Here is a 26,416-nt window from a genome sequence, read left to right as displayed (position 1 = left end):
TCGCAGGATTTCTGGCAGGCCTCCTGACCCATGCGGGGGTACTGAAGAAGGACAAAAATGTGCCGGCAGCCATCTTTGGCGGGCTGGAAGTACTGCTGGTGACGGGGCCTCTCCTGGATACCTGCTCGTTATTCCTGATGACCAATGAGATTAACAAGGCTTCTGCAGCCGCCATTTATGCATCCGGACTTCCGGTAAATGCCATCCATGCACTGGCGACCTTCCTGACGGTACTGCTTCTGGAGAAGCCGATCATGGAGAAGCTGAACCGGATCAAAGTAAAATACGGTATGATGGAAGAGGATGAAGCATGAGATTTGACAGTTACCATCCAATGATCAACCTGATCTATTTTGTGACCGCCATCGTCTGTGCAGTGAACTTCGACCACCCGGTTTATCTGGCCATTTCGTTTTTGTGTGCATTTGTCTATTCCATTAAATTAAATGGAAAGCGGTCGCTGATTTTTAACTTGTGTCTGATTCCGCTGATCGGGGCTTACACAGCCTGGTATTCCTATTACAATCATTTTGGAATCACCAATCTGCGGATGAATTTTATCGGCAATCAGATCACGCTGGAAGCTGTGACGGTGGGGATTGTCCGGGGAACGAAGATCGCTGCCGTAATCATGATCTTTTCCTGTATCTTTGCAGTGGTATCCGCAGACAAAGTAGTCTATTTATTTGGAAGAATATCCCCAAGACTTTCCCTGTATCTGTCGATCCTGCTCCGGTTTGTACCGAGGGTAAAACAGAGGGGACGAAGAATCGAGCTGTCCCGCAGAGGCATTGGCAAAGGCTGTTTTCAGGGCAATCCGCTGCAGTGTCTGCTGCATATGTGCAGCTTTCTTTCTATTTTAATTACCTGGACACTGGAGGACTTCATGGACAGTGCGGCTTCTATGAAGTGCCGTGGATATTCCCTGCGGGGACGGACGGCGTTCTCCATCTACCGGTTCGATAACCGTGACCGGAGCTTTGTCATTGCCATATTTGCATGTATTACCGTAACCCTTATGGCCGTGATGTTCAACCAGACCAATATTCAGTATAACCCGATGATTATGATGAACCGAGTGACTGGAATGTCAATGGTATTCTATGCAGCCTATGTGGTGCTTTTGCTGCTTCCGATGGGGCTGCAGGTAGTAGGGGAAAGACGATTTCGAAAATTGAAATAATGAAATGAATGGAAAGTTGTTGTGAAAAAACGCAGCAACTTTTTTTGTAGAAATTTGTAAAATGCTGTCATTTTTTTATGTCTGATCCGTATATATATAGGGAGGAATAAAATAAAAAGAATTACATGAACGCAAAAAGGAAAAGTATCAGAAAAAAGGAAAGACAGATGATTTACAGAAAATACTATGGAATTTGTCAGATCTGTGGGACAGAAATATCTTATGAAGAGATGACGATTGACCATATCATACCGCTGGAAGCTGGAGGAAAAAATGAACTGGCTAATTATCAGTGTGCCTGCAGAACCTGTAACAGAATGAAAGGGACTATGATGCAGGATGAGTATTATATGCACATAACAGAAGTATTCTGGTATCTGACGGAGAAAAAATGTGGGAAAGAATTTACTGAGAAGCTATACAGGCTGATTCAAAATTTGTAGTATTTCTGTGATAAAAAATCTCTGGGAGAAATCCCAGAGAATGTGTCATAACCCTTTGAAAAATGCGTTGAAATCAGTATCGAAAATTTTGGCAAAGGCAATTAATTCACTGACTTTGATGTTCATACGATTAGTTTCGATTTTGGCATAGGTACTTTTACTCATTTGGATGCCCATGACATTAAGCTTTGCAAGCACCTGTTCCTGAGTGAGCTGAGCATTATATCTGAGCTGTTGAATGTTTCTGCCTATATCCAGATCCGGTCTGATTTTCTGCATAATGTTTGTTAATCCTTTGCGGGTTCAAAAATATATCTACACACTAATATTAGGACAAAGTATGCTTAAAATGTTTCGCTATAACGAAACATTCGGAGAGAAAGGAAGAAATGAAAAAGAAAATTGTATTATTATGCGGAGCTTTAATGGTATTGTCACGTTGTGGACAGACAATATCGCCAACAAAAAACAGAACAATGGAAGTAGTCAGCAGTATCAGAAATGGGATGGATGGACAGCAAAATGAATGGATATCAGTAGTGTTGTATGACGATATGGTGAAAAGAGAAGAATGTGCACAGGAGATTGTCAGAAAATATGAGAAAAATGGTTTCGAGCCATACTATTTTGTGAATACAGAAGTGGATAAATTAACGGTAACAGTATACCAAACAGAGAAGGATCAGGATGACTGTAACATATATGTTGAATTTGTGTATTTCCCAATAGGTCACCGAATTATTATGCAGAACAGACGGAAAAGAAAGAAGATCATTAATCTATGGTAAAAGATAAAGCAAGGTGTATATTATGAAATTTGCATAAAAAAGCAAGTTCTGATTGTAGTAATATGGCGAATATTGTATAATAAAAATGATGAAACAGAACTCTTATTTGTTACCAGAAAAAAGGAAGCGGGAAAGGGGGGAAGTAGTCATACAGCTTTTTTTCAGGTAACAGGGAAAGGAAAACAAATTGAATGAATACACCGGATAAGGAGGTGCTGGTTGTTTCAGATGAAGATGAGCAGGAATATCTGACAGATGAAATTGTGTTACATAATGAGAGAATTGAGCAGATTTTGCAGAGGCATGATAGCTGTAAGGCAAAAGTGGATGAATACCTGGCGAGACTTACCAATCCAGAAGATGCGGAATGCGTAAAGGCTTTTTATACGGATACGGATGAGATTCTGGAAACCATGTTGCTTCTGGTATGTGAGTTGTTTTCCGGTAAGAAGATTCCGGTAAAGAACGGCGGTAATGAACTGGATAGAGAAGTTGAGTTACAGTTAGTAATTTGTAAAAAGAAAGCAGTATAAGGTAAAAGTCATCATCTGAAAAACAAGTGTAGTGTTATTCTGCTATCAGGGATAACACTACAGAACCTTTGAATAAGGGAATTCATAAAATAAACGTCTAAAGATCCGCAATCTGAAAGCGGATAATCTAAAAAACCGGGACATTTCACAACGTTATTTGTTGAGTTAAGTCCCGGTGTTTCTATTTATGTTGATTACATTTCTGGCAGTATTCCTTGAACGCAGTGGCATTGAATATCAATTGATCCATCTGTTCCTCAGAGAGGGCACCAGATGTGATAAGACTGGCAAATTTGGTGATAACGGTTTCCTGATGACTGGTCTGGATACTTGGAAATGCAGTCCGAATCGGAGAAAGCATTTCAGCATCAGAAAGATTGGTGAGTTGTAACAGTTCACTGACTGGAAAATCCAGTATAGATGCCAATAATATGATATTCGCCATGGAATCCAGTCGTCTTTGACCATGTTCAATCCGGTTAAGATAGGATGCACTACAGTTTGCTTCTTCTGCCAATTTGCGGATACTATATCCCCGTTGCAGTCTTTTTTCCCTTAAATACTGACCAGGGGTCAGATCAGTGGTAGAAGGAACAGTATCTTTATGATTATTAAAAGGAATGGAATGATCACTCATAATGAAAACCTCTATGATTGTATATGATATTTTGGTAAATATAAGTTCTTCTTGTGAACTTTACTATAACATATTTGTTGCCAAATGGCAACAAATACAAAGAAAAAATAACCAATTTGAAACAAATGGGTTGACGAAAAGGAGGTCTACAGATATACTCATAATTAGAAAGTCTGCTGTAATGGCAGCATTTATTTTTATCTAAGTGTTGACAAATGGAAACAAAAATATAAAAAAACAAATCACAATGAAACAAAAGAGGAAGACAGGATGAAAATGAATGTAGAAAAAATCGTGGAATTAATGCAGAAAAGAGGATGGACACAGATCGAGCTGGCTGAGAGGGCGCAGATATCCCGCTCCTATTTGAGCAGGGTTCTTTCAGGCGAAAGAGATGGTGGAAGCACTTTTTTAATTGGGATGTCTAGGGCGTTTCCTCAAAATGATATTCGAGATTTTATCATTTTGGATCATAAAAAATAGTGGAGGATACCAGTGCCATGAAAGAACAGGATGGGAAGCACAGACAGAGAGTAGAATATTATTCGGAGCTTGCAGCTATGGATGTACAGGAGCTGGCTGAGTATCTGGCGCATCTGGCGGACATGGAAAAAATGCTCCATAATCGGGAAAATGATGTGATGCATGAGGTAGAATCTTTGGACAGTGCCATGGAACGTAACAGCAGAACACGTATTGTTGCCGGAAAAGTCATTGATGAGATGGAATCGACCTCACAGAAAGACAGACTGTATTATGCGTTGATGCGGTCAAGGCAGGATGTGGAAGAGCAGATCGAAGAAGTCATTGAGGAACTGGTGACAATATCACGGGAAAAATGCAAGATCACATTGCTGAAGAAATGTATTGCAAAGCTGCCAAAGAAAGAACAGGAAATAGTGAATCATATCTGTATACAGGGAGAAAAGTGGCAGGTATATGGAAAAATGGCCGGGCTTAGTGTGTCAACGATCAGCAGAATACGGGGACGTGCATTGGAGCAGCTGGGAGAGATTTTCAGCGAGCAGTTACAGGAAGCCAGACGGAGTATGATGCTGAAGCTGATGGATGGGTATAGTACATATGAAGAATAAAAAGATAAGCAGGATTGCAGCAGCGGTTTGTCCTGGTATAGTCGGTGTGGGTTTAATTGTTTGCGGCGTGTATCAAGGCATAAGTGTACATGAGGAATACAAAAAAGGCAGGGATGAGTACATATATGCGCAGGTACATTTTATAGAATCCGATACAGAAGAAACGGAAACTGCAGAAGTAATAGAAGAAAAGAAAGCACTGCCGGTGGGAGTACCGGAGCCTCCGGAGGTTAAGTGGACAGAGGTGAAAGCAGCCAACCAGGATATTATTGCATGGCTGCAGATCCCGGCACTGGATCTTTCTTATCCGGTGCTTCAGGGAGGGGATAATCAATTTTACCTGCATCATGATATGTACAGGCAGGAACTGTTTGCAGGAAGTATCTTTCTGGATGCAGCGAATGATCCGGACTTCCAGAATTATAACAGTATCATCTACGGGCATAATATGAGAGATGGAAGTATGTTTGCCATGTTAAAAGATCTGCAAAATGAACAGACACTGCAAAAATGTCCATATTTCTGGATCATCACACCAGAAGAAAATCTGCTGTACCAGATATGTGCCGTGTACAACACCCACACGGGGAGTGAGACCTATACGATTCAGTTTGGTGATGTGGAGAAATACAAAGCATGGATGAGGAAAATGCAGGGGCAATCTACACTAGATGTCTGGGACGGGCAGACAGAAAAGATTGTCACATTGTCTACCTGTACAGGAGATAAGGCCGTAAGACAGGTAGTGCAGGGTATTCAGATAGAATAAATCTATTTCTGACGGTTTCATAAATTGTTCAGTTGTTATTTGGCTGAAAGAAAATTATAATAGAGATAGAAATGAGAGGATACGGGGATGGATCAGAATAGACTAGACAGCCTCGAAATTTGGAGAGGAAGAATAAAAATATAGTGTGTATTGCGTGGAAGTTTGATATAATAGTATTACTAAAAATCCGGAGGAAAGGAAAATGAGTACGGTTAAAAAGAAAAAGCAAGATATTTTACCTGACGAAATTAAGGCAAATATATACGATGAAATTGAACTTCTTATAGATTTTCATGGGATTACTAGGATCGAAATAGAAAATACGCAGGAAAAAATAAAGCAAATTTTATCTCCGGAACGTTATAGTAGACGAGAAAGCGAATTTTCAAGAGATGAATTATCCGCTTATGGAGAAAGAAATTATGTTTCAACAGCAACTTTAAAAAGATATCATGATACGGAAAGTGTTATACGATATTGCTCAAAAGATGAAACTGAGATAATTACTATTAGTAAGCTATTCCTTTCAATTACATTAAATTATGAGGCAGCTCATAAACTGAAAGAGAATATTTCGCTTATGGCGCAATTAATAACATTGTTTGCAGAGGAAGAATATTTCGAGGTAGAAGGAATATACTTGACCAAAAAAGACAGTATATACTGTAAATCATTGTATCGGTTATATCAATGTTATAATAAAGAAATGTTTGCAGATGCATGTTATTTGATTCAAAGAAAAGAAAAAAATATTCTTCCAGAATCGACATCTATTTGCAATAAATTCAGATATGGAGAATATAATGTGAGCATAGTAAAATCAGTTATTAAGGGATATACCTCGTATGATGAAGAGATTTATGAAGGAAAAATGAATACTACTGTTTCATATGAACCGTCTAAAGAAGTAGTAAATTTTGAGAATATCATAAATGATTTAAATAAAATATCCTTTGAACTGTTTATGAGCCATATTACAGAAGGATTTGCAAATGATTTGTTGATTGGAAAAACAGATAAAGTAAAAGAGGGGGTGAATATAAATGAGTAAAGCAATAAGAACAAAAGGAGCTGTAAAAGCAAGAAAAGCTTCCACGATGAATGGATGTAGACCTAAAGTTGAATTTCATGCAGAGAACCAGCGAATAGCATCATATCCAAGAATACAAAGGGATAATGTTTTTGATGTAAACAGTATAGTGCGGTTTAAGGAAAAATAATTATGATTACATTAGGTAAAACGGAAGAAGTTCATATTTCAATTTATCATATTGGATATGATTCAGAAGGAGAAAGCAGCCTTTTTATTTTACACACAGCAGCTGGAAATATATTGTATTCCTTGGTAATAGACTGTTATGAAAAAAACAGTAAAGAAACGGATAGAATATTAAGTGAATGGCATTTAGAGGGAAGGGTAAATCTTATCGTATGGACACATCCTCACGATGACCATTCTATAGGTATGGATCGGATAATTGAAAAATACAGTAATAAATCAACAAAAATATGTACAGCCAATGTACTTACAGGTGGACAGAAGTATTCAAAAGAATGCCAGAAAATTGTTTCATACCTACATTTATTGAATAAAGGGAAAGAAAGCATTTACAGGAAAAAAATAAATTCACTGTGTCATTTTCCAGAGATTTTGGATAGAATAGAATTTAATGGGAAAAATGTAATCAAAAAAGTGGAAATATTATGTATTGCACCATTTTCATATTTAGGAGGAATGCAGGGATTAAATAAGAAACCAAATATAAATCAAATGGGGATAGCATGTATTGTTAAAGTGTTGTTAAATTCAGAATGTGTTAATTTTATGTTTGCAGGTGATATGGATCATGCAACAATAGAAGCACTGAATAATGAAGCAGAAGAGGAAAATATTCCCAGAATCTATAACTACATAAAGATACCCCATCATGGCAGTGCAGATGCAAAAAATATGATTGAATTTCTAAGTACATCCGGAGAAAAGAAGTCAGAATATGCAACGACTTCCGTTTTCAAAGATAAAAAATTACCGGTAATGAATGTTCTGCAGAGGTATAAAAAAGTAGCGGAAGAAGTGGCGTGTACATCTGATGTAGAAAATGAAAAATATGGAACAGGAATTATTCACTTAGATTACAATTTAAATGATTTATCAGTAAAAAAGGAATATGAGGGAACAGCAACGATAATAGAAGATGCGGAAGGATAGCCGATTGGTTCATTTGAGAATCAGTCGGTTTTTTATGGTATTTTATATGACATTATAAGTTCTTATATAAAATGTAAATCAATGAAAATACATGAAAACCAGTCAAATCCATTCGAAACGGATGGGTATTGAATGGAAATAACCACCTGTGTTACTGTTAAGATGCAAAAAAAGAAAAAGCAGAAAAGACCTGCAAAGTAAGATCGATCATAACTGGTCGGTCTCTTTTTTTGCTTAAAAACTGGCGGGAAACGAGGTGAAGAGAAAAAAGCCGAAAACAAAAACAGGAGGAAAAGTGAATATGAAGAAAGGAAAAGAGGCAACATCTCTGTTGATGGCGGTGGTTATGTCAGTCTCAAACCTGTTATCCCCTCTTCCGGTCATTGCTGCGGAGCAGATTCAGACGGAACAGATGGAGCAGACAGAAGAACTGACAGAACAGTCAGAGACAGAAACCGGCAGTGAAAGTGAAATGCCGGTACAGCTTTATGAGGTGCTGTTAAAAGAGATGGATGGATGCACATATCAGTATGACCATGCGAAAGTGAAGGAAACTTCAGATAAGTCGGTAATACTGGCATATGCACCGGAGGAAGCGGTCAAGATAGGCATTACAGCGGAAGACGGTCTCCATGTAGAACAGGTTCAGGTTTTAGCGGAGAAAGAAGAGATTCCATGTAGTTGGAAAGAAGATGTTTGCAAATTTCAAATGCCGGAAAAGAATGTAGAGCTGCGTGTAACCATAGAAGAAAATTCAGATGCCAAAGAGACAGAAACGGAAAGTAACCTGACGGAAACTGGACCGCCGGAAGAGGAACAGACAGAGAAAAAAGTGCTGGAGGCTGAAACCGAAGCAGTGACAGAGCAGCAGACAGAGACGGAAACCGAAGCACGTCCAATACCGGAACCATCCAAAGAAACAGATGCACAGACATTACTGCCGAATACTGGGAGCATTGAAGTAGTAGAGGCACTGGCTATTCCGTATGATACATGGGATTTTGACCCGGAGAAAGATTTCCGTAACATTCCATATGAAGCAGACGGTTATGAAATTACCCTGATATCAGAGAATATTACCTATGATAAGCCGGGTAAATATGAGACTGTGTACCGGGTAGATAAAAGCAGTGAGGAGTACTGGTTTGTCGTACGTCCGATTCTGGTGGAAGATCCTTCTGAATCTGAGCCTGTCACAGAATCCGAAACAGAAACTATGACAGGGGCAATAGAAATTCCGGTAACGGAAGCTGAATCGGAAACCGAAGAACAGACAAATATTCTGACGGAATCAGAAGCAGAAACAGAAACAGAGACAGAGACTGAGACGAATACGGAAAAGAAAACGGCAGAAGAGACTTCAGCCAGTGAAAGAACGGAAGTATCGGAAGACGAACTGTACCGTATGACACTTCCAGATCCCGGCGAAACAGTTACCTTAAAGAAGCGTACAGTCTGGAGCCAGGATCAGAAGTTTGATGTGAAAGATTACCATCCGGAAAGCGCCATGCTTGACAGAGCAGACATTGTGTGGCTGAAAGGGGAAATTGACTACAGTGGAGAGAACATCAGTGAATTGACCTATCAGGCCACGTTACAGGAAGACCCAGCTTATCAGTGGTATGTTGTTGTGCCGTTTGCGGTGACGGATAAAAAAGAAGATGCAGATACAGGATCTAACGATTATGATAATATTTTTTATCTGAAATCCTATGGTGACACATCCCATGCTGGAAAGCTGCCAACCTATATTGGTGAAACGGTACAGGGTGAGGAGATACATGTAAAGGCTGGTGAACCATTCCAGTTGTTAGATGCAAACCTGGATTATGACTGGGATATCTTTGGCATGGATCTGTTGGATGACGGCGGATTTGATGTATCCAAAACAGGAACGTATACTGTTATTTATGAACTTTATGCATGGAGTGATTTAAGCCAGACGTTTAAAGTACAGTGTCAGGCCACGGTAGAAGATGCAGAACAGGAAAGTGGGACCGCAGTGGTACATATAGTATCCGGTGAAGTGGAATGTCTGGTAACGGAAGCAGGTGGCAAAACCAGTCTGGCTAAGTACGGGACAGATTATACAGGAAAAGCACAGATGCTGGAACTGACAGCCAGATCCCCGTATGGACATCAGATTACACCAAAGGTAACCGTATATGAAGACGGTACGGTGGCAGATGGTTGTGTGCTGGAACAGAACATGACAGAAAATGGAACAGTCTATGTGATGGATCTGAAGGAAGGACATACCTACCAGATTCTGGCAGATGTAACAGGCTATGAAGATAGCGGCAAAGCAGACAAACGGAGTGATGAATGGGTATGGGAAGATGGCATGGAACTTTCTTCCATGCGTGCCTCAACTTCCAAAACATGGTCCGGAAAATCAACTGTAGTGAAATCCCTGCAGACCTATGGGTCAGATTCCGGAGCCTCTGCGGTAGGAGCGAAGAGTAAAGCCCATGTAACCCTGCAGTCTTCCTTACGGACAAAGATCAAGACCTGGATCAAAGAGACGCTAAAACTGGATATGGAAAGCGCAATTCCGACCAAGATGGATGTGAAATGTACCACACCGGGATCTGGATACGGACACTGGGGTTGGTATACATCCGGGGCATTCAGCCAGTGTTGCAGCGGAGCAACCATGAAAGCAACGCTGATGACGGACAAAAATAATAAACCAACGAAGATCAAGCTGACAATGACTTTAAAGGGCGCCAATGGATTCCAGACTTTTGGAGGAACCACCTATATTAAGGTAGAAGAAGGCGGCGGCACTTTAACCTTGAAAAAACGCAGTGCATCTGACAATCTGGTAAAGACTTTTTCAGATATTCAGGTAGACACTGCTTTTGTCATTTATGAGGATGAGGCATGCACCAAACAGGCAGCTGATGTGGACATTTCCCCGGCCTCAGCTTCTGCAACAGAAGTCTCCCAGGTGGTAGAACTGGATGAGGGTACCTACTGGATCGTGGAGACAGCCAGAATGCCTGGACATGCATGGGATACCCACAAATATAAAATAACCGTGAATAACGGGGAAAATACCAGTCTGACAGTTACCAACAAACCATTTTATTTTAATGGCACATTTCTGGTAAAGAAAGATAAAAAGACTCAGACTCCACTTGCCGGGGCTGTTTTTCAGGTAAAAGGAACACGTTCCGGAAAGGCAGTCGGTACATGGTATTTTAAGTCAGACTCAGACGGAAAAATCAGTTATGACACAGCGCATTATCTGACTGCATGGAAAACGCAGAAGAGTGATGCCCTGTACCAGATCAATGATACGGTGGGCGTTGGGCTTCCAGAGAGCACAGTTCTGACTGTAAAAGAAGTGGAAGCACCGGAAGGGTATGTATTAGACAGCCGGGAGTACAGCGTGGGGGTAAGTGACCACACAGACGGAAAAGAATTACAGGCAGTCAAGCTTACCTGTACCCCATTAAATGTAACCAATGATAAAGATGAAGGCTATCTGTATCTGGAAAAAACGGATCAGGTGCTTGGCACAAAAGTACCGGAACCATACAGCTTAAAAGGAGCGGTGTATGGGGTCTATGACAGCACCGGAAAAAGAGTGGCAGGTCTGACCACACAGGAGAATGGCAGGACAGAAACCATTGCAGTCAAGACCGGAACCTACCAGATCAGGGAGGAGACGGCACCATCCGGGTATCATATATCGGATGAGGTGGTCAGTGTGACGGTGACAGCTGGAAATACAGAAAATGCGCCGATTGCAGTACATGTGACAGAAAAGCCGGAAACTGGGAAACTGAAGATTATCAAGGCACCGGACGAAAAGGAAGATCCGAAAATCTGGGAAAAACGTGATTTATCCGAAGTAGTGTTTGAACTTACCTATGTGGCAGATCCAAGTATCAAAGTACGTATCCAGTTAAATGAAAAAGGGGAAGGCATGGCAGAGAACCTGTATTTTGGTGACTGGGAGCTGACAGAGATTACACCGCCGAAATACCATAAGCCAATGGAAAAAGAGATCATCACCATTGATGAGGAAAGCGTATATGAGGCTGAGATTGTAAACCATTTAAAAGAGGCTGCCATTGTGATTGAAAAACGGGATGCAGATACGGGAAACCTGATTACAAGAGGTCAGATGACATTCCAGATCCTGGACGAGGCGGGAAAAACAGTATCCCTTCAGGTGAAAGGCAAAAAAGAAAAGACCGATACCTTCCAGACCGCAGAGGATGGAACCGTGCAGTTTGAAGAAACGCTTCCAGCTGGAACGTATACCATCCACGAACTGATCCCGCCAAAAGGGTATCAGCGTGCAGAGGATGTAACGGTGGAACTGACTGAGGAAGGGGATCTGGAGCATCCGGTTGTTGTGACCGTGACCGATAAACGTGCACAGTATACACAGGTAAAAGTGAAAAAGCTGGACACAGACAGCCAGGAAATGGCCGGTGCCGGATTTACTTTTGCAGTCCTTGCAGAGGAAGACATACTGGACGGAGCAGGAAAAGCTTATCCTGGGTACGAAAAAGATGCTGTGATTGAAAAGATCCGGACAGATGAGACAGGCTGGGCGCAGACAACGAAGCTGCTCTACCCTGGAACCTACCGTATTGAAGAAACTGAGGCTGCAGATCATTACCAGTTAAATACAAAGCAGAAACTGACCTTCAAAGTAGTGGAAAAAGAACCGGAAAAGGAAGGGGCAGACTGGCAGACCGATATTGAGATACTGGGCGGTTTGGAAGATCTGGTCTTTTCCAATGATCCGGTGAAGCGTCCAATCCGGGTGAAAAAGACAGATGCCGTAACAGGAAGCCCGGCGGGGGCAGAGTTTGTATTTGAAATCAAGGCAAATGAAGTGAAAGACGGAAGCGGCCATACCAGAAAAGGGTATGAAAAAGGAACCGTCGTTGATACGATTACTACCAATGAAGAGTCTGTAGCAGAATCCAAACCACTTTATACCGGAACTTATCTTGTAAAAGAAATCATCCGTATCCGGGGATACCTGCTTAGTGAGACAGAATACCCGGTGCAGATCACAGACGGGGAAAAGACAGGGGAGCTGGTGGAACTTACCATTTCGGATGAACCGATGAAGAAAAAGGTGCAGGTTACAAAAGTGGATGAAGAGACCGGGAAGCATCTGGGAGCCGGATATGTCTTTGAAATTACAGCAAGTGAAGATATAGCAGACTGTGCCGGAGAGATTTACGTAAAAGAAGGGGAAATTGTAGACCGGATCACCACGGATGAAGATGGTATTGCGGTATCCAAAGAGTTATTCCTGGGACATTATTATGTACAGGAGGCAGAAGTGCCGGATGCGGGCATGGCAATCAATCCAGACCGGTTTGAATTTGAACTGACTGACGAACTGGATGAGGAAGGAAATCTGGTGAATCCGGAAGACCAGACCATGATCCTGCCTCTGGATGATATCAAGGATAAACCGACTGCGGTAAAGATCCGAAAAACTGACAGCGTAGACGGCAAAGTATTATCCGGTATTACGTTCCGGGTGAAGGAAGCCGATGCAGAAGATGCGGAAGACCAGATTTACGTGACGGATGAAAATGGAGAAATCCGTGTGCCATACCTGAAAAAGAACGGTACTTATATGGTTGCGGAAACAGCAACGATCCCCGGCTACAACCTGAACACAGAGACCTATATGTTTGAAGTGGATGAAAACGGGCTGATTGATGGAAAAGCAGAATATGAGCTGGAAATCACAAACCAGCCAAATGTGGTGCAGGTATCAAAGACCGACATAACCGGGGAAAAAGAAATCCCAGGGGCACAGCTGAAAATTACCTCTGCGGAGGATGATGCAGTCATGGACGAGTGGACATCCACAGAAGAACCGCATTTCGTATATGGCATGCCTGCTGGAACTTATTACCTGACAGAGACTCTGCCGCCGAAAGGGTATGTCACATCGGAAACCGTGATGTTCGAGGTGACAGATTCACTGGAAGTGCAGAAAGTAACCATGCAGGATGAAGTTACAAAGGTACAGATTTCCAAGAAAGATATCACCACGAAAGAAGAACTGCCGGGAGCATCCCTGGAGATCCGAAATGAGGACGGTGAAACAGTGGAAAGCTGGGTATCCACAGAAGAGCCGCATTACATAGAAATGCTGCCTATTGGAACCTATACCCTGACGGAAACTGCAGCGCCGGAATACTATGCCAAGGCGGAAACAATTACCTTTGTAGTAACGGATACCAAAGACATCCAGAAGGTGGAGATGCTGGATGAAAAGATCCGGGTGACAGTCAGCAAGAAAGATATCACTGGCAAAAAAGAACTGCCGGGAGCCAAATTAACGGTCAAAGATGCGAAAGGCAATCAGATAGAAGAATGGGTATCGGAAGAAACCCCGCATGAAATGAATCTGGCAGCCGGAGAGTATACCTTGATCGAAGTGACCGCACCGGAAGGCTATGAGGTGGCAGAAAATGTGACTTTTACGGTAACGGATTCGCTGGAAGTGCAGCCTGTTACCATGTATGATGAACCAAAGGATACGCTGGTGGATCTGACTGGAAAGACAAAGACTACCACAACCGGATGCGGCACCCCGTCTTCCTCAGGCAGTGGAAATGTCATAGCGCAGATGGTACAGACCGGTGATATAAACCGTTATCTCCCGGCGATTGTCCTGATTCTTTCAGGCGTTGGCATGGCAGGGATCTGTCTGTTACGAAGAAAAAAGAAGAAAGACTAAAAAGAACAGGGCTGGCCGGAAACGGCCGGCTCTTTTAGCTGGAAAGGAACGATAACTGTGACAATTAGAGTAACACTGGAAGAACTGCTGGAACTGATTTGGAATCTCCCGGAAGACCAGATCCTGGAGATCGAATTTGGCGGTGAAGATATATGCAGAAATTAAAACAGGTGAGGGTCAGGCTGGAGGAAGTACCTTCTTTGTTTGGGGACAGAAGAATAGCAAATGTGAAAGACGCCATTTATCTGATGATGAATGACATGCAGAAGGCTGACCGGGAAATGATGTTTGTATTAAACATATCTGCAAAGGGAGAAGTTTTAAATATGGAAGTAGCGTCCATTGGTACGCTGACACAGGCGTGTGCCATTCCAAGGGAACTGCTGAAAAGCGTGATTTTATCCAATGCGGCAAGTATGATTATGATGCATAACCACCCATCAGGAGATCCAACACCAAGCAGGGAAGATTTTGAGATTACAGAAAGAATGCAGTACGCAGCAGAGCTTTTGGGGGTGCATCTGTTGGATCACATTATCGTAGGAAAAAGAGGAACCTATTATAGTTTCCATGAAGCGGGAGTATTAGAGCGTGAGATTGTGAAAGAGGAAAAAAAGACAGCAGAAAGGACGAGATAAGTGAGACAGAGCAAAAGCAAGACAATCTGCAAACGAGCGAATATCCTGCCAATGACGCTGATGATGCTGATACATACCGTCAATATGGCAGGGGCGCAGGAAGCAGTCAGTAAGATTAACAGTTTATCAGAGCTGTTTATGAACATATTATCAGCCATGGGTGTGATGATTCTGGGATATGGGATTTTCAACCTGGCGGCATTCGGGTTAAATTCCCATGACCCATCCCAGATGACGCAGGGAATTAAGTCTGTAGTAGCTGGACTATTGGTTATCATGGCACCTCAGATCGTAAATTTCCTGAAATAATGGAGGAAAAGACAGATGAGTTTTTTGGTAGACGGGATTTTGGAATCCATGGGAAATGCCATGATTGATGCCGGGGCAAATTGTCTGAAAGGCGGGACGTTTATCTGGAACGGCTGTAACCGCATCAGTATAAGTTATCTGAAGATGAATCCACAGGGGCTGAGTGGTGGATGGAGTATGGTAACAGGCTCCATCTATTCCCTTTCCCTTGGAATTGGAGGGGCGCTCACCGTGATGTATTTCCTGATGGGCTGGGCCAGGGACAGCATTGACGTAAGAAGCACCTTTTCCTTTGACGGTATATTTAAGTTATTTATCAGGCTGGTGCTGACCACATCTCTGATAGCCAATTCCATGGCACTGGTAACGGGGATAACAGAGTGTGCCACGGCAGTGGTATCGACAGTTGGTATGGAACTGCCAGAAGAACAGGATTCGGATGTGTTTGATTCGTTTAAAAGCCAGCTTGCGGAAGACAAGGCATCTGGGGGAACGGTGCTTTCCAGCGGGCTGGTTGGAATGGCCGCAGGATTTTTTGGCGCAGCCATCATTATTGTGTGCGGGGTGCAGATACTGCTGACGGTATTTTCAAGGCTGTTTAAGATGTATTTGTGTATCCCGTTTGCACCGGCGGCTTTTGCCGGGTTCGCCGGTGGGAGCAGTTTTAACCAGACCGGAATCGCGTGGCTGCGTACCTTTATCGGGTATGCGCTGGAAGCAGTCGTCATTGCCCTTGCGATTGCAATCAGTTATGGACTGACCAAAGATGCCGCAGCGTTTAATACAACCGGGGAGGCAAGCGTAATCGGAATTATGCTGACCGTCTGTGGGTACTGTGTGCCGATGCTGGCATGTTCATCCAGTGCAAAGCTGGCGGATAACACCGTGCGCAGGTGCCTGGGATTATGACAGAAAAGGAGATACTAGATGCAGATACCAGTAAATACCAACATTGATAACTATAAAGATGATTTTTTTAAGGGATTCAGCGCAAAAGAGACTGCATATGCAGGTGTGATCCTTCTGATTTATCTGATCTGTTATACAGTCCTTACCTTTTGCCTTTTTGTACCACAGACAATGGCTATGTATTTATCCCTGCCGCTGCCTCTTACAGTTGGTCTGGCAGGAATGGCAAAAGTAACGGGGCACGATGTAGCAGGTAATCTTCTGAAAAAGTATCAAATTACAAAGATGCCAGCCTGTTTTTACAGTCCGTCCCCACTGACGGAAGAACGGGACCGGTATTATCTGGAAGAACCAGAGAAAAGCGCAGGGAAGAAAAACAGCAGAATAAAGCAGGTATACCTGCAGATGGAAGGAGGGACAGAAGATGGGATGGATCGGGAAATCCATGCTGGACTTTAAAGAAAAAAGTGTGAAATTATATCCGGTTCCGAAGCGGGTACAGGAACTGATACCGGTTCACCGGATATCAGAAGATGGGATTTTTGAACTGGAGAAAAAACCGGAGGATGCGGAAAAACTGTATGACAAAGCATATTGGTTTGAGGATGCCAATTTTTCAACCATGGATGACGATGGAAAAACAGAGTTTCTGAAATTGTGGTGCAAGACTTTAAATTCCTTGAATGTATCTTATAAAATCCTGGTTATGAACGTAAACCGGGACATGGAAAAAGTGAAAGCTCAGGTATTCCTGAAAAACGAAGATCCTGAGTATGAAAAGCTTACCCGATCCATGAACCGTCATATGGAACAGATTCTGATGGAAGGGCTGTCCGGGATGGAGCAGGTCAGGGTTCTGGTTATCAGCTGTAAGCGGAAAGATGTGGATGCAGCCAGGAACTTTTTCCGGAGCATTGAGGGAAACCTGCAGGTGAATTTCCGCACCTTAAAAAGCAGGCTGATTTCCATATCCGGGATAGAACGGATTCGGATGCTGCATGACTTTTACCGGTGCGGGAAAGAAGCGGAATTTCAGTATGACTGGGATACCCTGAAAAAAGGAAAGCAGGACTGGCATGATATTATCAGTCCGCATGTCATCAAACACGGGCAAAACGAATACGGGGAATATGACGGAAGCTGTATCCAGATGGACGGACGTTATGTGACGGCATTGTATCTTCCGGTATTCCCTGCATCCTTAAACCCGGATGTGATAAAGCGGCTGACATCCGGTACCTACCATCTGATCCTTACCATGGATGTGGCGGCAGTACCGATGCAGTATGTGACAAAAAGGCTGGAAGAGTTATTGATGCAAAATGGCAGGGCTATTGAAAAACAGCAGGAAACGAGAAATAAGCAGCATGCTTATTCCAGTGATATCACGTATGAAAAACGTCAGGAAAAAGAAGAACTGGAATCCTATCTGGATATTATACACGATAACGATGAAAAAATGTCTTACGTTGCTCTGTATGCGGTGCTTTCTGCAGATACACGGCAGGAACTGGAAAACCATCTGGTAGCGTTCCGTGCTACAGCGGCAGAAGAAAACCTGATGTTTGAACCTGCTTATTACCGGCAGATTGAGGTGATCCAGACGGCAATCCCGACCGGAGCAAGGTATGTCACGGATATGCAGCCGCTCTTTACCCAGCCAGTCAGTGCCCTTACGCCATTTATCGTGCAGGAATTATACATGCCGGGTGGAATCTATTACGGCGTGAATCAGATCAGTAAAAATATGCTGATCGGGAACCGGAAAATGTTAAAAAACGGGAATGGGTTTACCCTTGGAGTTACGGGCGGCGGCAAGTCGATGGACGTCAAAATAGAAATGATGCAGGTGCTGTTAAACACAAAAGATGACATTATCTATGTCGATCCCCAGAATGAAAATGAAGAATTTACACCAAAGTTAAAAGGTGAGTTTATCCGTTTTGGGTCAGCTACAGGTCATCATGTGAATCCGCTGGGGCTGGATACCTGGAAGTACATGGACACGAAGCAGACCTTTATCCGGGACAAGGCGGAACTGATGCAGGCTGTGTTTTCCATGATTCAGGGTGGAAGTTTGTCAGCGCAGGACAAATCCATCCTGATCCGGTGCGTGCAGAATATTTATAAAAATATAGATCCGGCCAAAAGAAAGCAGGTACAGGCTCCGACCTTACGGGAATTTTCCGAAGAACTGGGAAGACAGCCAGAGAGCAATGCAAGGGAACTGAAGCTGGCACTGGAAGCATGGATCACAGAGCCAATGGACATTTTTGCAAAACAGACCAATGTAAATATCCATAAACGGCTGACGGTATTTGGGCTGGCAGATCTGGGAGACGAGCAGAAAGGCATCGGAATTCTGATTTTACTGGAACTGATCCGAAGCCGGATCGCAGAAAACTGCAAAAGAGGAGTTGCCACATGGCTCTACATTGACGAGTTTCACAATCTGGTTGCGGATGAGTTCAGCGCCAGACGGCTGCAGAAAATCTGGAAAGAGGTACGAAAACTGGGCGGCCTTTGTACCGGCATTACGCAGCAGATCGTTGACCTGATGCAGTCGAAGGTGGTGGAAACCATGTTAAGCAACAGTGAGTATCTGTCACTGCTGTCCATGGGTGATGCGGAGCTGGATATCCTGCAGGGGATCTTTGATGTATCGGACAGCCTGTTAGAATATGTCCGGAATGCACCGCCGGGAACCGGGCTTCTGAAATTTGGCGAGAAATATATCCCAAGGGATGGACGGCTCCCCAAGGACAGTGAGCCTTACAGGATGTTTAACACCAACTTCCATGAAAAAGTACAGGAAGAGGAGGAACGGAAAAATGCAGTATGAAATCGGGATCAGCCGTTATGGGGACAATAAAAAGAATGTGTGCGGGTCTGCATTTATCATTTTTAATGAAAATATGAAGGTGGAAAATATCAGGATTTTAAGGAGTAAAGAAGAGGAACTTTATGTAGCCATGCCTCATTATAAAGATAAGGAAGGAAACTATCAGGACTACTGTTTCCCAATCACCAAAGAATTTCGCGATGAACTGTATGGGAATATCTTAAAAGCCTATGAATATACCGCCCAGTCGAAAAGCAGATGGTATCAGTTTAATGTAGATGATAAGTTAGCAGTGAAATATGAAGCAAAGGCATATCTGGTAGAAGATCCACAGTCCATGACGAAAGGCATTGGAACGGTTGTCATGGATGGCTGCTTTGCATTTTCCGGGATCACACTGAGAAAGTACAGTGGGACAGAAACAGAACCGGAAAGTGATGAGAAAAAAGAGTTGTATGTGTCATTCCCGGCTTATCCAAGCGGTCAGTTTACGAAAGACAATAAACAAATTTATAAAAACCATTTTTATCCCATTGATTTTATGACGAGAAGAATGGTGTCGGATCTTATGATGAAAGCCTATCAGGAGGCCGTGAAAGAGCGGGATCATCCGGAGCAAAAGAAAGCGCCCGAAAAAAAGACAGAGAAAAGGCCGGAGAAGAGCAGATAAAAGATGGAGATACGAACCAGAAAAGAGACACCTGAAGTAAGGACTTTTCAGTCGGATATCCGAAAAAACGGCGATGCATTTACCGGACTGTCCAGAAAAGAGAGAAAGATCTGGAGAACATACAGCCCGAAAAAAAGACAGCGGATACTAAAAAAAGCCAAAAGCTATGCAGTGGCCCCGAACAATCAGGGAATGGCAGACAGGCAGGAGGTATCAGCAGAAAAACGGTGGGGACACAGGCAGGTACAAAAAAGACTTTATCTGGAATCAGAAAGGTATGATCTGCCAGAAAGACGGGATGTGCAGACTGGGATGGCCAGGCAGAGACGGGATGCAAGGAAGAACTATGATGATCCCGGTATCCGTATGAGGAAAGATATTCGGGGTATGTCGGGAGCCATAAGAAATGCCGGACTGGACAGGCAGCAAGGCAGTGAAAGGACAGATACCGTATCCGGGTATCTGGACAGAAACAGACAGAGACAGGAAAAGTCCTTACATAATAAAGCCGATAGAAAAAAGAAACCAGATATTCAGAAGGACAGAAAAAAGCAAACCAGAGATAAGAAACGGGAGCAGCGCCGGATACTCCATTATATAAGAAGAAATTTGAACAGGGAACAGCAGAAAGAGGATGCAAGGAATCTGGAACAGAACAGGAGCTTCTTAGAGGAAACCGAGAAAACTGCCAGAGCCGGGGGCTATATGTTGGAAATCCCAGTAAAGTTTCTGAAAAAAAGAACAGCAACAGTAAAGCAACTGAAGGAATCCGGGATGCGTACGGGCATGGCTGTTCTGGCAGCACTTGGCGGGGCAGCTTTTCCGTTACTTCTTATCTTAATTCTGATGATGATGGCAGGGATGTTTCTGGCATCAGATGAAGAAACGGACCAGTCCGTTGGGAGTTCCAATGGGGAAGCTATTGTTGCGTATGCGCGGGAATGGATTGGAAAAACCCGTTATGTCTGGGGTGCAGGGCGTGGTGGAAAGGATGATTGGATGGACTATGCAGACTGTTCCTCGTTTGTGAGTGGTGTATTTTCCCATTTTGACCATGACATTGGTTCGACTACCTATGCAATGGAAGTCTCAGGCGGGACGGTGATAGCTACAAACGGAACAGATCAGGCACTTCCGGGTGACTTGATTTTATTTTATTCAGGGAGTATTTCAACGAATGCCAGCAGCCATGTGGCAATTTATTCCGGCAACGGAAATATAATTCACTGCTCCGGTGGTCCGGAAAATTACGATGCCGCCCATGCCGGGAGAGGCGTCTGTGAGAGTAGCGTGGCTTCAGACGGACGTCCTTATCAGGTAAGGAGAGTGGTGGACAGTGATATTATTTCTGCACAGCAGCTGCTTGAGACATTAGATGGATATGCTTCTGAGATCCGGAAAGGAAGTTGGAAATATGGATATGACAATGCAGAATCCTTTGAAGTGGAAAAGAAAGGAAAACGGATGCTGACAGAGGCACAGATGGTAACCTGGGCGCTCCGGGATATGGGCGTGTTTGACGCAGGGGATGGCTTTACCACACAGGGAAATGGCAGTATCAGTTTTGCAGGTGGCGGTTCGTCTAAAATCCGGAAATACTGCGAGACCATAAGCTGCTACAAAACGGTATCCCAGTTAGAAGATATCTTGCAGATGGGTGATATCTGTCTGTACGTAGACCACATCAATGTCTATGCCGGGGATGGCAAATGGTACGATGTGAAAAAGGACGGTGGAAAAGTTGCTTCTATCGGTCCGCTTCAAAAAAGCCAGTCAGAAGAAGTGATCCAGATCTACCGGCTGAAAGGGACTGCCGGACCAAGCGGGAAAGAACTGGTAAAGGTCATGAAAGCCTATGATAAGGAAATCCGGGCGGATATCAAAAAAGGAAAAAGCTGGCATGTATCCAGATTGTACGGAGCGGGAAGTTTCCAAAAAGCAATTGCACCGGATGGAAATAAAAGATTAAACGGACCAAGGCTGGTCTGCTGGGGGCTGTATGATCTTGGAATCCTGGAGTATGGACAGATCATTTACTGGAGCACCTCAGGAAAACTGATGATGAATGACACGGTAAAAAAAGAAGTAAAGGAAAGCTGCAAGATTCTGGATGTAAATAAATCAGCGGGGAAGCTGGTAAAAAGCGGGCAGTTAAAAGCAGGAGATATCTGCTTTTACGGGACTAAGATGCAGGCAGCCGTTTATATCGGGAAAGGCAAATGCTATACCGTACCGGGAGCCGGGGCACAGAGTATCAGGGTGCAGTCACTGGGACCGCAGGATCTGCCGTCTGGTATCATAAAAGCCATTATACGGATCAATGAACCGGTAACAACCGGTGGAATTGGAACCGGCGGGCATAAGGTGGACGGGACAGGCTATACACAGGCACAACTGGAACTGATCTGGGCAATTGTGGCACAGGAGGATAACGGAAGTTATGAAGGATCTCTTGCCGTCATCAGCACCGCTATGAACCGGGTGGATTCCCCAAGGTGGGCTTACTGCGGATCGAACGCCCTGCAACAGCTTACGGCACCGGGGCAGTTCTGCTACAGCATTGACAATTACTGGCAGGCAAGGCTGGGCGGCAACGTGCCGGACTATACGAAAAAGGCAGTGGAAGACTGCCTGAAAAGAGGCATCCGTAACCACCCATACACCTGTTTCCGCTCTACAAAAGGAAGTGAGACAGGAGCAAATGCAGTACAGATTGGTGCCAATGGAAACTGGTACTTTGGAAACTAAAGGAAAAGCGAGGAGAAAGATGAAACGTGCAGTCGGGATAATCTGTGCACTGGCTTTATGCATAAGTGAGATGCAACCGGTACTGGCGGAAGAACTGCCAGCGGTGGAAACCGAAAGTGAGTGCACAGAAAAAGAAGATATAGAAAGCAATACAGATCTGCCAGAAGTGCAGGAGACAGAAGTGGTGACACAGCCAAAGACGGAAGCAAAAAGTGAGCCGGACACGAAGGGAGAGCCGGATAGCAGTGAAGCAGCTACAGAGCCGGGAACAGAGAGCGAAACCATGACCGAACCAGAAACGGAAAGCGAGAAAACCACAGAACTGGAAACAGAAAGCGAGGCGGTGACAGAAGATGAAAGTGAAACAGACACAGAAATGGAAACAGCGGTAGAGACAGAAAGCGAGGATGTGACAGAAAACAAGCCTGACGGAGAAATCATTACGGAGCCGGAAACAGAAAGTGAAGCAGGAACTGGGAGCGGATCAGAAAGTGTACCGGAAACAGAAACACAGCGGGAAACAGAATTGGAAACAGCCAGTCAATCGGAGACACAGTCAGAAACAGACTGGCAGCCAGAGGTTCCATCCTACAGTCCGGCATGGACAGACTATGGAGAGGATATGGAATATGCAGAAGATTTTCGTTTTACTCAGATCCCGGAAGCAGAATGGGACTGCACGCTTGCAGATGGATTGGGAAACACCGCAGTCTATGAATCTATTCGTACAGGGGCAAAACAGGTAGGGGAAATCCCTTATTTTGGAAAACTGTATATCTTGGATCAGGTGGATGAAACATGGGCTTACGTGGAATCCGGGAATGTCCGTGGATTTGTGAAAAAAGAGGAACTTTTGGAGAAGACCATGGCAGAAGAACTGGTAACTGAAATTGGGACAGAAGCATTCTCGGAAGGAGAAGCGTGGTGTGAGGCTGCAGATAATGCAGCCTTTACCTATACCCATACAACGACACAGCCAGTATTAGCGCAGAAGGAATATGCCATTTTTTTATACAGCGGATCGATTCTGGAGTATGCCAGAAAAGATGCAAGGGAAGTTGGCAGGAGCATGTCCGGGTGTCTGGTATATGTCTTAGAAACGGTGGATAATGGATGGCTCTTTGTGGAATCCGGGGATGTGCGTGGCTTTGTCCAGATCAGCAGCCTTCTGGAAACACAGGCATCTGTGGATCTGGTAAAAAGTATCGGAGAAGGTGACATGCCGCTGGCGCAGGAACTGATCTCCCCGCAGGAGAACCGGAGCTGCTATTACACCTTAAAATCCGTCAAAGAAGCCTGCAGCACACTGGGCGAACAGATCGCAAAGGCGGCACAGCAGTACGTTGGAAGACTGGGCTATGTCTGGGGCTGGACGTCACTTGTAAGCGGCGCTGACTGTTCCGGTTTTACCCAGAGCCTGTTTTCTAAGTTTGGCATTGTGCTGCCAAGACTTGCAGAAGAACAGGGCATACAGGGACAGGCAGTTGACAGCTTCATGGATGCACAGCCGGGGGATATTGTGTACTGGTCTTCTGGTCCACACGTTGGTATTTATATAGGAAAAGGGATGGTCGTACAGTGTTCCGGGGATTCCTGTCATACGGCAGCCAATCCGGGACCGGGACCAACCATCAGCCGGGCGGATTATATGCCGGTGACTTCCATCCGCAGATATACGACACAGACCGTAAGAAAAACGAAAAAAGGCAGTGGCGGAAACCAGACGGACGGGACAGTTTATACGCAGGAACAGCTGGAACTGATCTGGGCGATTGTGGCGCAGGAAGATAATGGCAGTTATGACGGGGCACTGGCCGTCATCACATCAGCCATGAACAGGACAGAATCTGCCAGATGGTCCTACTGCGGTTCCAATGCCCTGCAGCAGCTGACAGCGAACGGGCAGTATTGCTACAGTATCGACAACTACTGGAGAAGCAGGCTGGGCGGAAATGTACCGGGATATGTCATAGAAGCGGTTCATGACTGCCTGAAAAAAGGGATACGTAACCACCCATACACCTGTTTCCGTTCAACGAAAGGAAAGGTGACCGGATCAGATGCAGTGCAGATCGGAAACGGCGGGAACTGGTATTTTGGATCATAACAGAAGGATGAAGAAAAATGAAAAAAAGAAACTGGTATTTTATTATTTTATGGGCGACCGTGATGGTGCTGTCCATTGTCATCCCCGGCATTATTACGGATACGTGCCACGGGCTGGCGGGAAGAATCAGAAGAGTACAGGAGACAGAAACGGATGAGGAAAGTGAATCGGAGAAAACAGATGGTACAGAAAGTGAAAAACGACAGACAGAACGATTATCTGTCAAGACACCGGCAGGTGGAAGTGAAGACCCGGATGAAAGGAGCGGCTTATCTGAAACCGAGGCAGTAGGGGAAAAAAGAAAAACCCTCTACCGGGAAGGAAAAGAAGGATATGCAAAGAAGTTTCTTGGAGACAGAGAAGCAGCTTTCTGTACAACGGCAGAATTATATCTTCAGGGCATCACAGGCCAGACGTGCCACTTAACCAGCGCAACGTTTCTGGAACCCTATGGAGAGAGCGGATACCGGACAGAACTGGTTTATGAAACCGAAGATGGATTTACCCATGAGGAAAACCTGATCTGTGAGTATGATACAGCGTATCAGTTCTACCGGATTTATCCGGAAGGCATTGAGGAAGAAAATTAAAGGAGAATGGATATGTATAAGAAGAAGAGCAAACTTCCGGCTGTGATTACCGGTGTATTTATGGTAATGGTATTTGCAATCCTGATTTTTTTAAACGTGAAAAAGCATCAGAATGATATTCCAATAGAGGAACCGGAAACCGAAGCCGTGTCCCATGAGGTGACCCTGTATAAAAGCAGTGATGCCGGGTTTGCATTCAATCAGGAGTATTTAAAAGAAGATGCAGGAACGGCAACGATCCTGTCCATACCGGAAGATACGTTTGTGACGATCCTGGTATCCCCAAAAGATGGAAAGGAATTTAAAGATCTGGATATGCAGGATACGAACTTAAGCAGAATCAACTATTCGGTTCTGGATACGGAGACAACGGAGAAAAGAATCAATTTTGTCATGCCAAAGGCAGATGTGATTATGAATTTCAGTTTTTCAGATCAGATGCTGTCCTACAGCGAGACTGAGACAGAAGAAACGGAAAAATCGGATGGCTATGATATCACGCTGCATGGTGTGACCTCAGAGATTCTGGTCAGCTATAACGGTTTATTTGATGATAAAGAGTTTATCCAGCAGTTCGGTGATTCCCTGCATGTGGATTCCGCCAGAAGCAGTTATTCGGATGTGACCGATATCACATTTGAAGAACGGGCCTATGACGGGGAACAGGACAGTGATAAAGTATACCATTACCTTTACCTGAATGAAGACCCGGAAAGGGAACTGCTTGCCACGTTCTTTGTAAAAGAGAAAAAATATGTTTTTTCCGAACTGACGGAAGCAGAGGCTGAAAGCGAGAATGAAACGGATAGTCCGGAAAGTACCGGCGGGACATCCGGGTATGGAACATCTGGAAATGGAAGCATCGGCGGGAGCAGCACGATAACGACCGGATCGGCAGGAAGGTCCTCTGGAAGCACCGGGGCATCCGGAGGCGAAACAAGGACGGTCACCACTTCCTTTGATATCCTGAAAGTGTCACAGAACCTGTTGGATTACTGCGGTGGGAAAGACAAGTTTTACGACAAGGCATTTGAGTATGTGTTATCCAAAAAGCTGACAGGTGAGATTGTGGGAACCATGAGTAGCCACAAGATTGACGTGGAAAAGGAAGAGGCAACGTTTGAGATCAAGTTAAATACCGGGAAAACCATCAAAGGGACCTATAACAAAAAAGAAAAAGCCTATTCCTACGAGGGGCTTTAAAGTAA

23 protein-coding genes and 1 pseudogene are annotated in these 26,416 nt (G+C 44.1%); 22 read left to right on the top strand and 2 right to left on the bottom strand.

The genetic code is table 11. The features are described from left to right. From OCV47_RS09330 to OCV47_RS09320, 3 genes and pseudogenes are all read left to right on the top strand, one after another. A pseudogene (locus OCV47_RS09330) lies at window positions 1-314 on the top strand (ECF transporter S component); the annotation flags it as partial. After that, window positions 311-1,183, top strand: a complete 873-nt coding sequence (locus tag OCV47_RS09325; protein WP_262654813.1) for an energy-coupling factor transporter transmembrane component T — start codon at window positions 311-313, stop codon at window positions 1,181-1,183. The pseudogene OCV47_RS09330 and the gene OCV47_RS09325, both read left to right, overlap by 4 nt. A 167-nt stretch (window positions 1,184-1,350) precedes the next feature. Then, window positions 1,351-1,626 carry an HNH endonuclease gene (locus OCV47_RS09320; protein ID WP_262654812.1) on the top strand — a complete coding sequence of 92 codons (276 nt, stop codon included), beginning with the start codon at window positions 1,351-1,353 and terminating at the stop codon, window positions 1,624-1,626. A 45-nt stretch (window positions 1,627-1,671) separates the two neighbouring features. On the opposite strand, the gene OCV47_RS09315 is transcribed toward OCV47_RS09320, so the two are convergent. Then, on the bottom strand, window positions 1,672-1,905 hold the full coding sequence (locus OCV47_RS09315; RefSeq protein WP_262654811.1) for a helix-turn-helix domain-containing protein: 234 nt from the start codon (window positions 1,903-1,905) through the stop codon (window positions 1,672-1,674). A 110-nt stretch (window positions 1,906-2,015) separates the two neighbouring features. Here OCV47_RS09315 and OCV47_RS09310 point away from each other — a divergent pair, with 110 nt between their 5' ends. After that, window positions 2,016-2,414: a hypothetical protein gene (locus tag OCV47_RS09310; protein ID WP_262654809.1), complete on the top strand. Its 399-nt coding sequence runs from the start codon at window positions 2,016-2,018 to the stop codon at window positions 2,412-2,414. Between the two features lie 191 nt (window positions 2,415-2,605). Then, window positions 2,606-2,947 (top strand): hypothetical protein, encoded by a 342-nt coding sequence (locus OCV47_RS09305; RefSeq protein ID WP_262654807.1) that lies wholly within the window; start codon window positions 2,606-2,608, stop codon window positions 2,945-2,947. A gap of 181 nt (window positions 2,948-3,128) precedes the next feature. Here the strand turns inward: OCV47_RS09305 and OCV47_RS09300 are convergent, their stop codons facing one another. Beyond that, complete coding sequence (locus OCV47_RS09300; protein WP_262654806.1) at window positions 3,129-3,584, bottom strand: helix-turn-helix domain-containing protein; 456 nt, start codon at window positions 3,582-3,584, stop codon at window positions 3,129-3,131. 270 nt (window positions 3,585-3,854) lie between these two features. Between OCV47_RS09300 and OCV47_RS09295 the strand changes: the two genes are divergently transcribed. The 17 genes from OCV47_RS09295 to OCV47_RS09215 all read left to right on the top strand — a co-directional run bounded on the left by OCV47_RS09295 (window position 3,855) and on the right by OCV47_RS09215 (window position 26,411). Continuing rightward, the gene (locus OCV47_RS09295; RefSeq protein WP_117449999.1) at window positions 3,855-4,067 is read left to right on the top strand and encodes a helix-turn-helix domain-containing protein; all 213 of its coding nucleotides are present in this window, start codon (window positions 3,855-3,857) and stop codon (window positions 4,065-4,067) included. A 17-nt stretch (window positions 4,068-4,084) separates the two neighbouring features. Beyond that, the gene (locus OCV47_RS09290) at window positions 4,085-4,678 is read left to right on the top strand and encodes a sigma-70 RNA polymerase sigma factor region 4 domain-containing protein (protein ID WP_262654804.1); all 594 of its coding nucleotides are present in this window, start codon (window positions 4,085-4,087) and stop codon (window positions 4,676-4,678) included. Next, on the top strand, window positions 4,668-5,447 hold the full coding sequence (locus OCV47_RS09285; protein ID WP_262654803.1) for a class B sortase: 780 nt from the start codon (window positions 4,668-4,670) through the stop codon (window positions 5,445-5,447). The genes OCV47_RS09290 and OCV47_RS09285 overlap by 11 nt, the downstream gene beginning before the upstream one ends. A gap of 202 nt (window positions 5,448-5,649) precedes the next feature. Continuing rightward, the gene (locus OCV47_RS09280; RefSeq protein ID WP_262654802.1) at window positions 5,650-6,498 is read left to right on the top strand and encodes a hypothetical protein; all 849 of its coding nucleotides are present in this window, start codon (window positions 5,650-5,652) and stop codon (window positions 6,496-6,498) included. Beyond that, on the top strand, window positions 6,491-6,667 hold the full coding sequence (locus tag OCV47_RS09275) for a hypothetical protein (protein WP_262654801.1): 177 nt from the start codon (window positions 6,491-6,493) through the stop codon (window positions 6,665-6,667). Before OCV47_RS09280 ends, OCV47_RS09275 begins: the two co-directional genes overlap by 8 nt. Before the next feature lie 2 nt (window positions 6,668-6,669). Then, on the top strand, window positions 6,670-7,656 hold the full coding sequence (locus OCV47_RS09270) for a ComEC/Rec2 family competence protein (protein WP_262654799.1): 987 nt from the start codon (window positions 6,670-6,672) through the stop codon (window positions 7,654-7,656). 301 nt (window positions 7,657-7,957) lie between these two features. Further along, complete coding sequence (locus tag OCV47_RS09265; RefSeq protein WP_262654798.1) at window positions 7,958-14,395, top strand: SpaA isopeptide-forming pilin-related protein; 6,438 nt, start codon at window positions 7,958-7,960, stop codon at window positions 14,393-14,395. A gap of 152 nt (window positions 14,396-14,547) precedes the next feature. Then, a complete protein-coding gene (locus tag OCV47_RS09260) occupies window positions 14,548-15,033 on the top strand; it encodes a JAB domain-containing protein (protein WP_262654797.1) in 486 nt (161 codons plus the stop codon). Next, a complete protein-coding gene (locus tag OCV47_RS09255) occupies window positions 15,034-15,342 on the top strand; it encodes a hypothetical protein (RefSeq protein WP_262654796.1) in 309 nt (102 codons plus the stop codon). A 15-nt stretch (window positions 15,343-15,357) separates the two neighbouring features. After that, the gene (locus tag OCV47_RS09250) at window positions 15,358-16,251 is read left to right on the top strand and encodes a hypothetical protein (RefSeq protein ID WP_262654795.1); all 894 of its coding nucleotides are present in this window, start codon (window positions 15,358-15,360) and stop codon (window positions 16,249-16,251) included. Between the two features lie 18 nt (window positions 16,252-16,269). Continuing rightward, the gene (locus tag OCV47_RS09245) at window positions 16,270-16,710 is read left to right on the top strand and encodes a PrgI family protein (RefSeq protein ID WP_262654794.1); all 441 of its coding nucleotides are present in this window, start codon (window positions 16,270-16,272) and stop codon (window positions 16,708-16,710) included. After that, entirely contained in the window at window positions 16,676-19,093 is a 2,418-nt protein-coding gene (locus OCV47_RS09240) for a VirB4-like conjugal transfer ATPase, CD1110 family (RefSeq protein ID WP_262654793.1), read from the top strand. Before OCV47_RS09245 ends, OCV47_RS09240 begins: the two co-directional genes overlap by 35 nt. Next, window positions 19,083-19,763 (top strand): septation protein SpoVG family protein, encoded by a 681-nt coding sequence (locus OCV47_RS09235; protein WP_262654792.1) that lies wholly within the window; start codon window positions 19,083-19,085, stop codon window positions 19,761-19,763. The genes OCV47_RS09240 and OCV47_RS09235 overlap by 11 nt, the downstream gene beginning before the upstream one ends. Window positions 19,764-19,766: 3 nt before the next feature. Beyond that, window positions 19,767-22,511: an NlpC/P60 family protein gene (locus OCV47_RS09230; protein ID WP_262654791.1), complete on the top strand. Its 2,745-nt coding sequence runs from the start codon at window positions 19,767-19,769 to the stop codon at window positions 22,509-22,511. Beyond that, window positions 22,465-24,618, top strand: a complete 2,154-nt coding sequence (locus tag OCV47_RS09225) for an NlpC/P60 family protein (protein WP_262654790.1) — start codon at window positions 22,465-22,467, stop codon at window positions 24,616-24,618. Before OCV47_RS09230 ends, OCV47_RS09225 begins: the two co-directional genes overlap by 47 nt. Window positions 24,619-24,635: 17 nt before the next feature. Next, a complete protein-coding gene (locus tag OCV47_RS09220) occupies window positions 24,636-25,208 on the top strand; it encodes a hypothetical protein (RefSeq protein WP_262654789.1) in 573 nt (190 codons plus the stop codon). 12 nt (window positions 25,209-25,220) lie between these two features. Then, window positions 25,221-26,411, top strand: a complete 1,191-nt coding sequence (locus tag OCV47_RS09215; RefSeq protein WP_262654788.1) for a hypothetical protein — start codon at window positions 25,221-25,223, stop codon at window positions 26,409-26,411. Window positions 26,412-26,416 lie beyond the last annotated feature (5 nt).

Source organism: Muricoprocola aceti (assembly GCF_025567005.1).
GTDB classification, from domain to species: domain Bacteria; phylum Bacillota; class Clostridia; order Lachnospirales; family Lachnospiraceae; genus Marvinbryantia; species Marvinbryantia aceti.
This window is presented reverse-complemented; position numbering and strand designations above follow the sequence as displayed.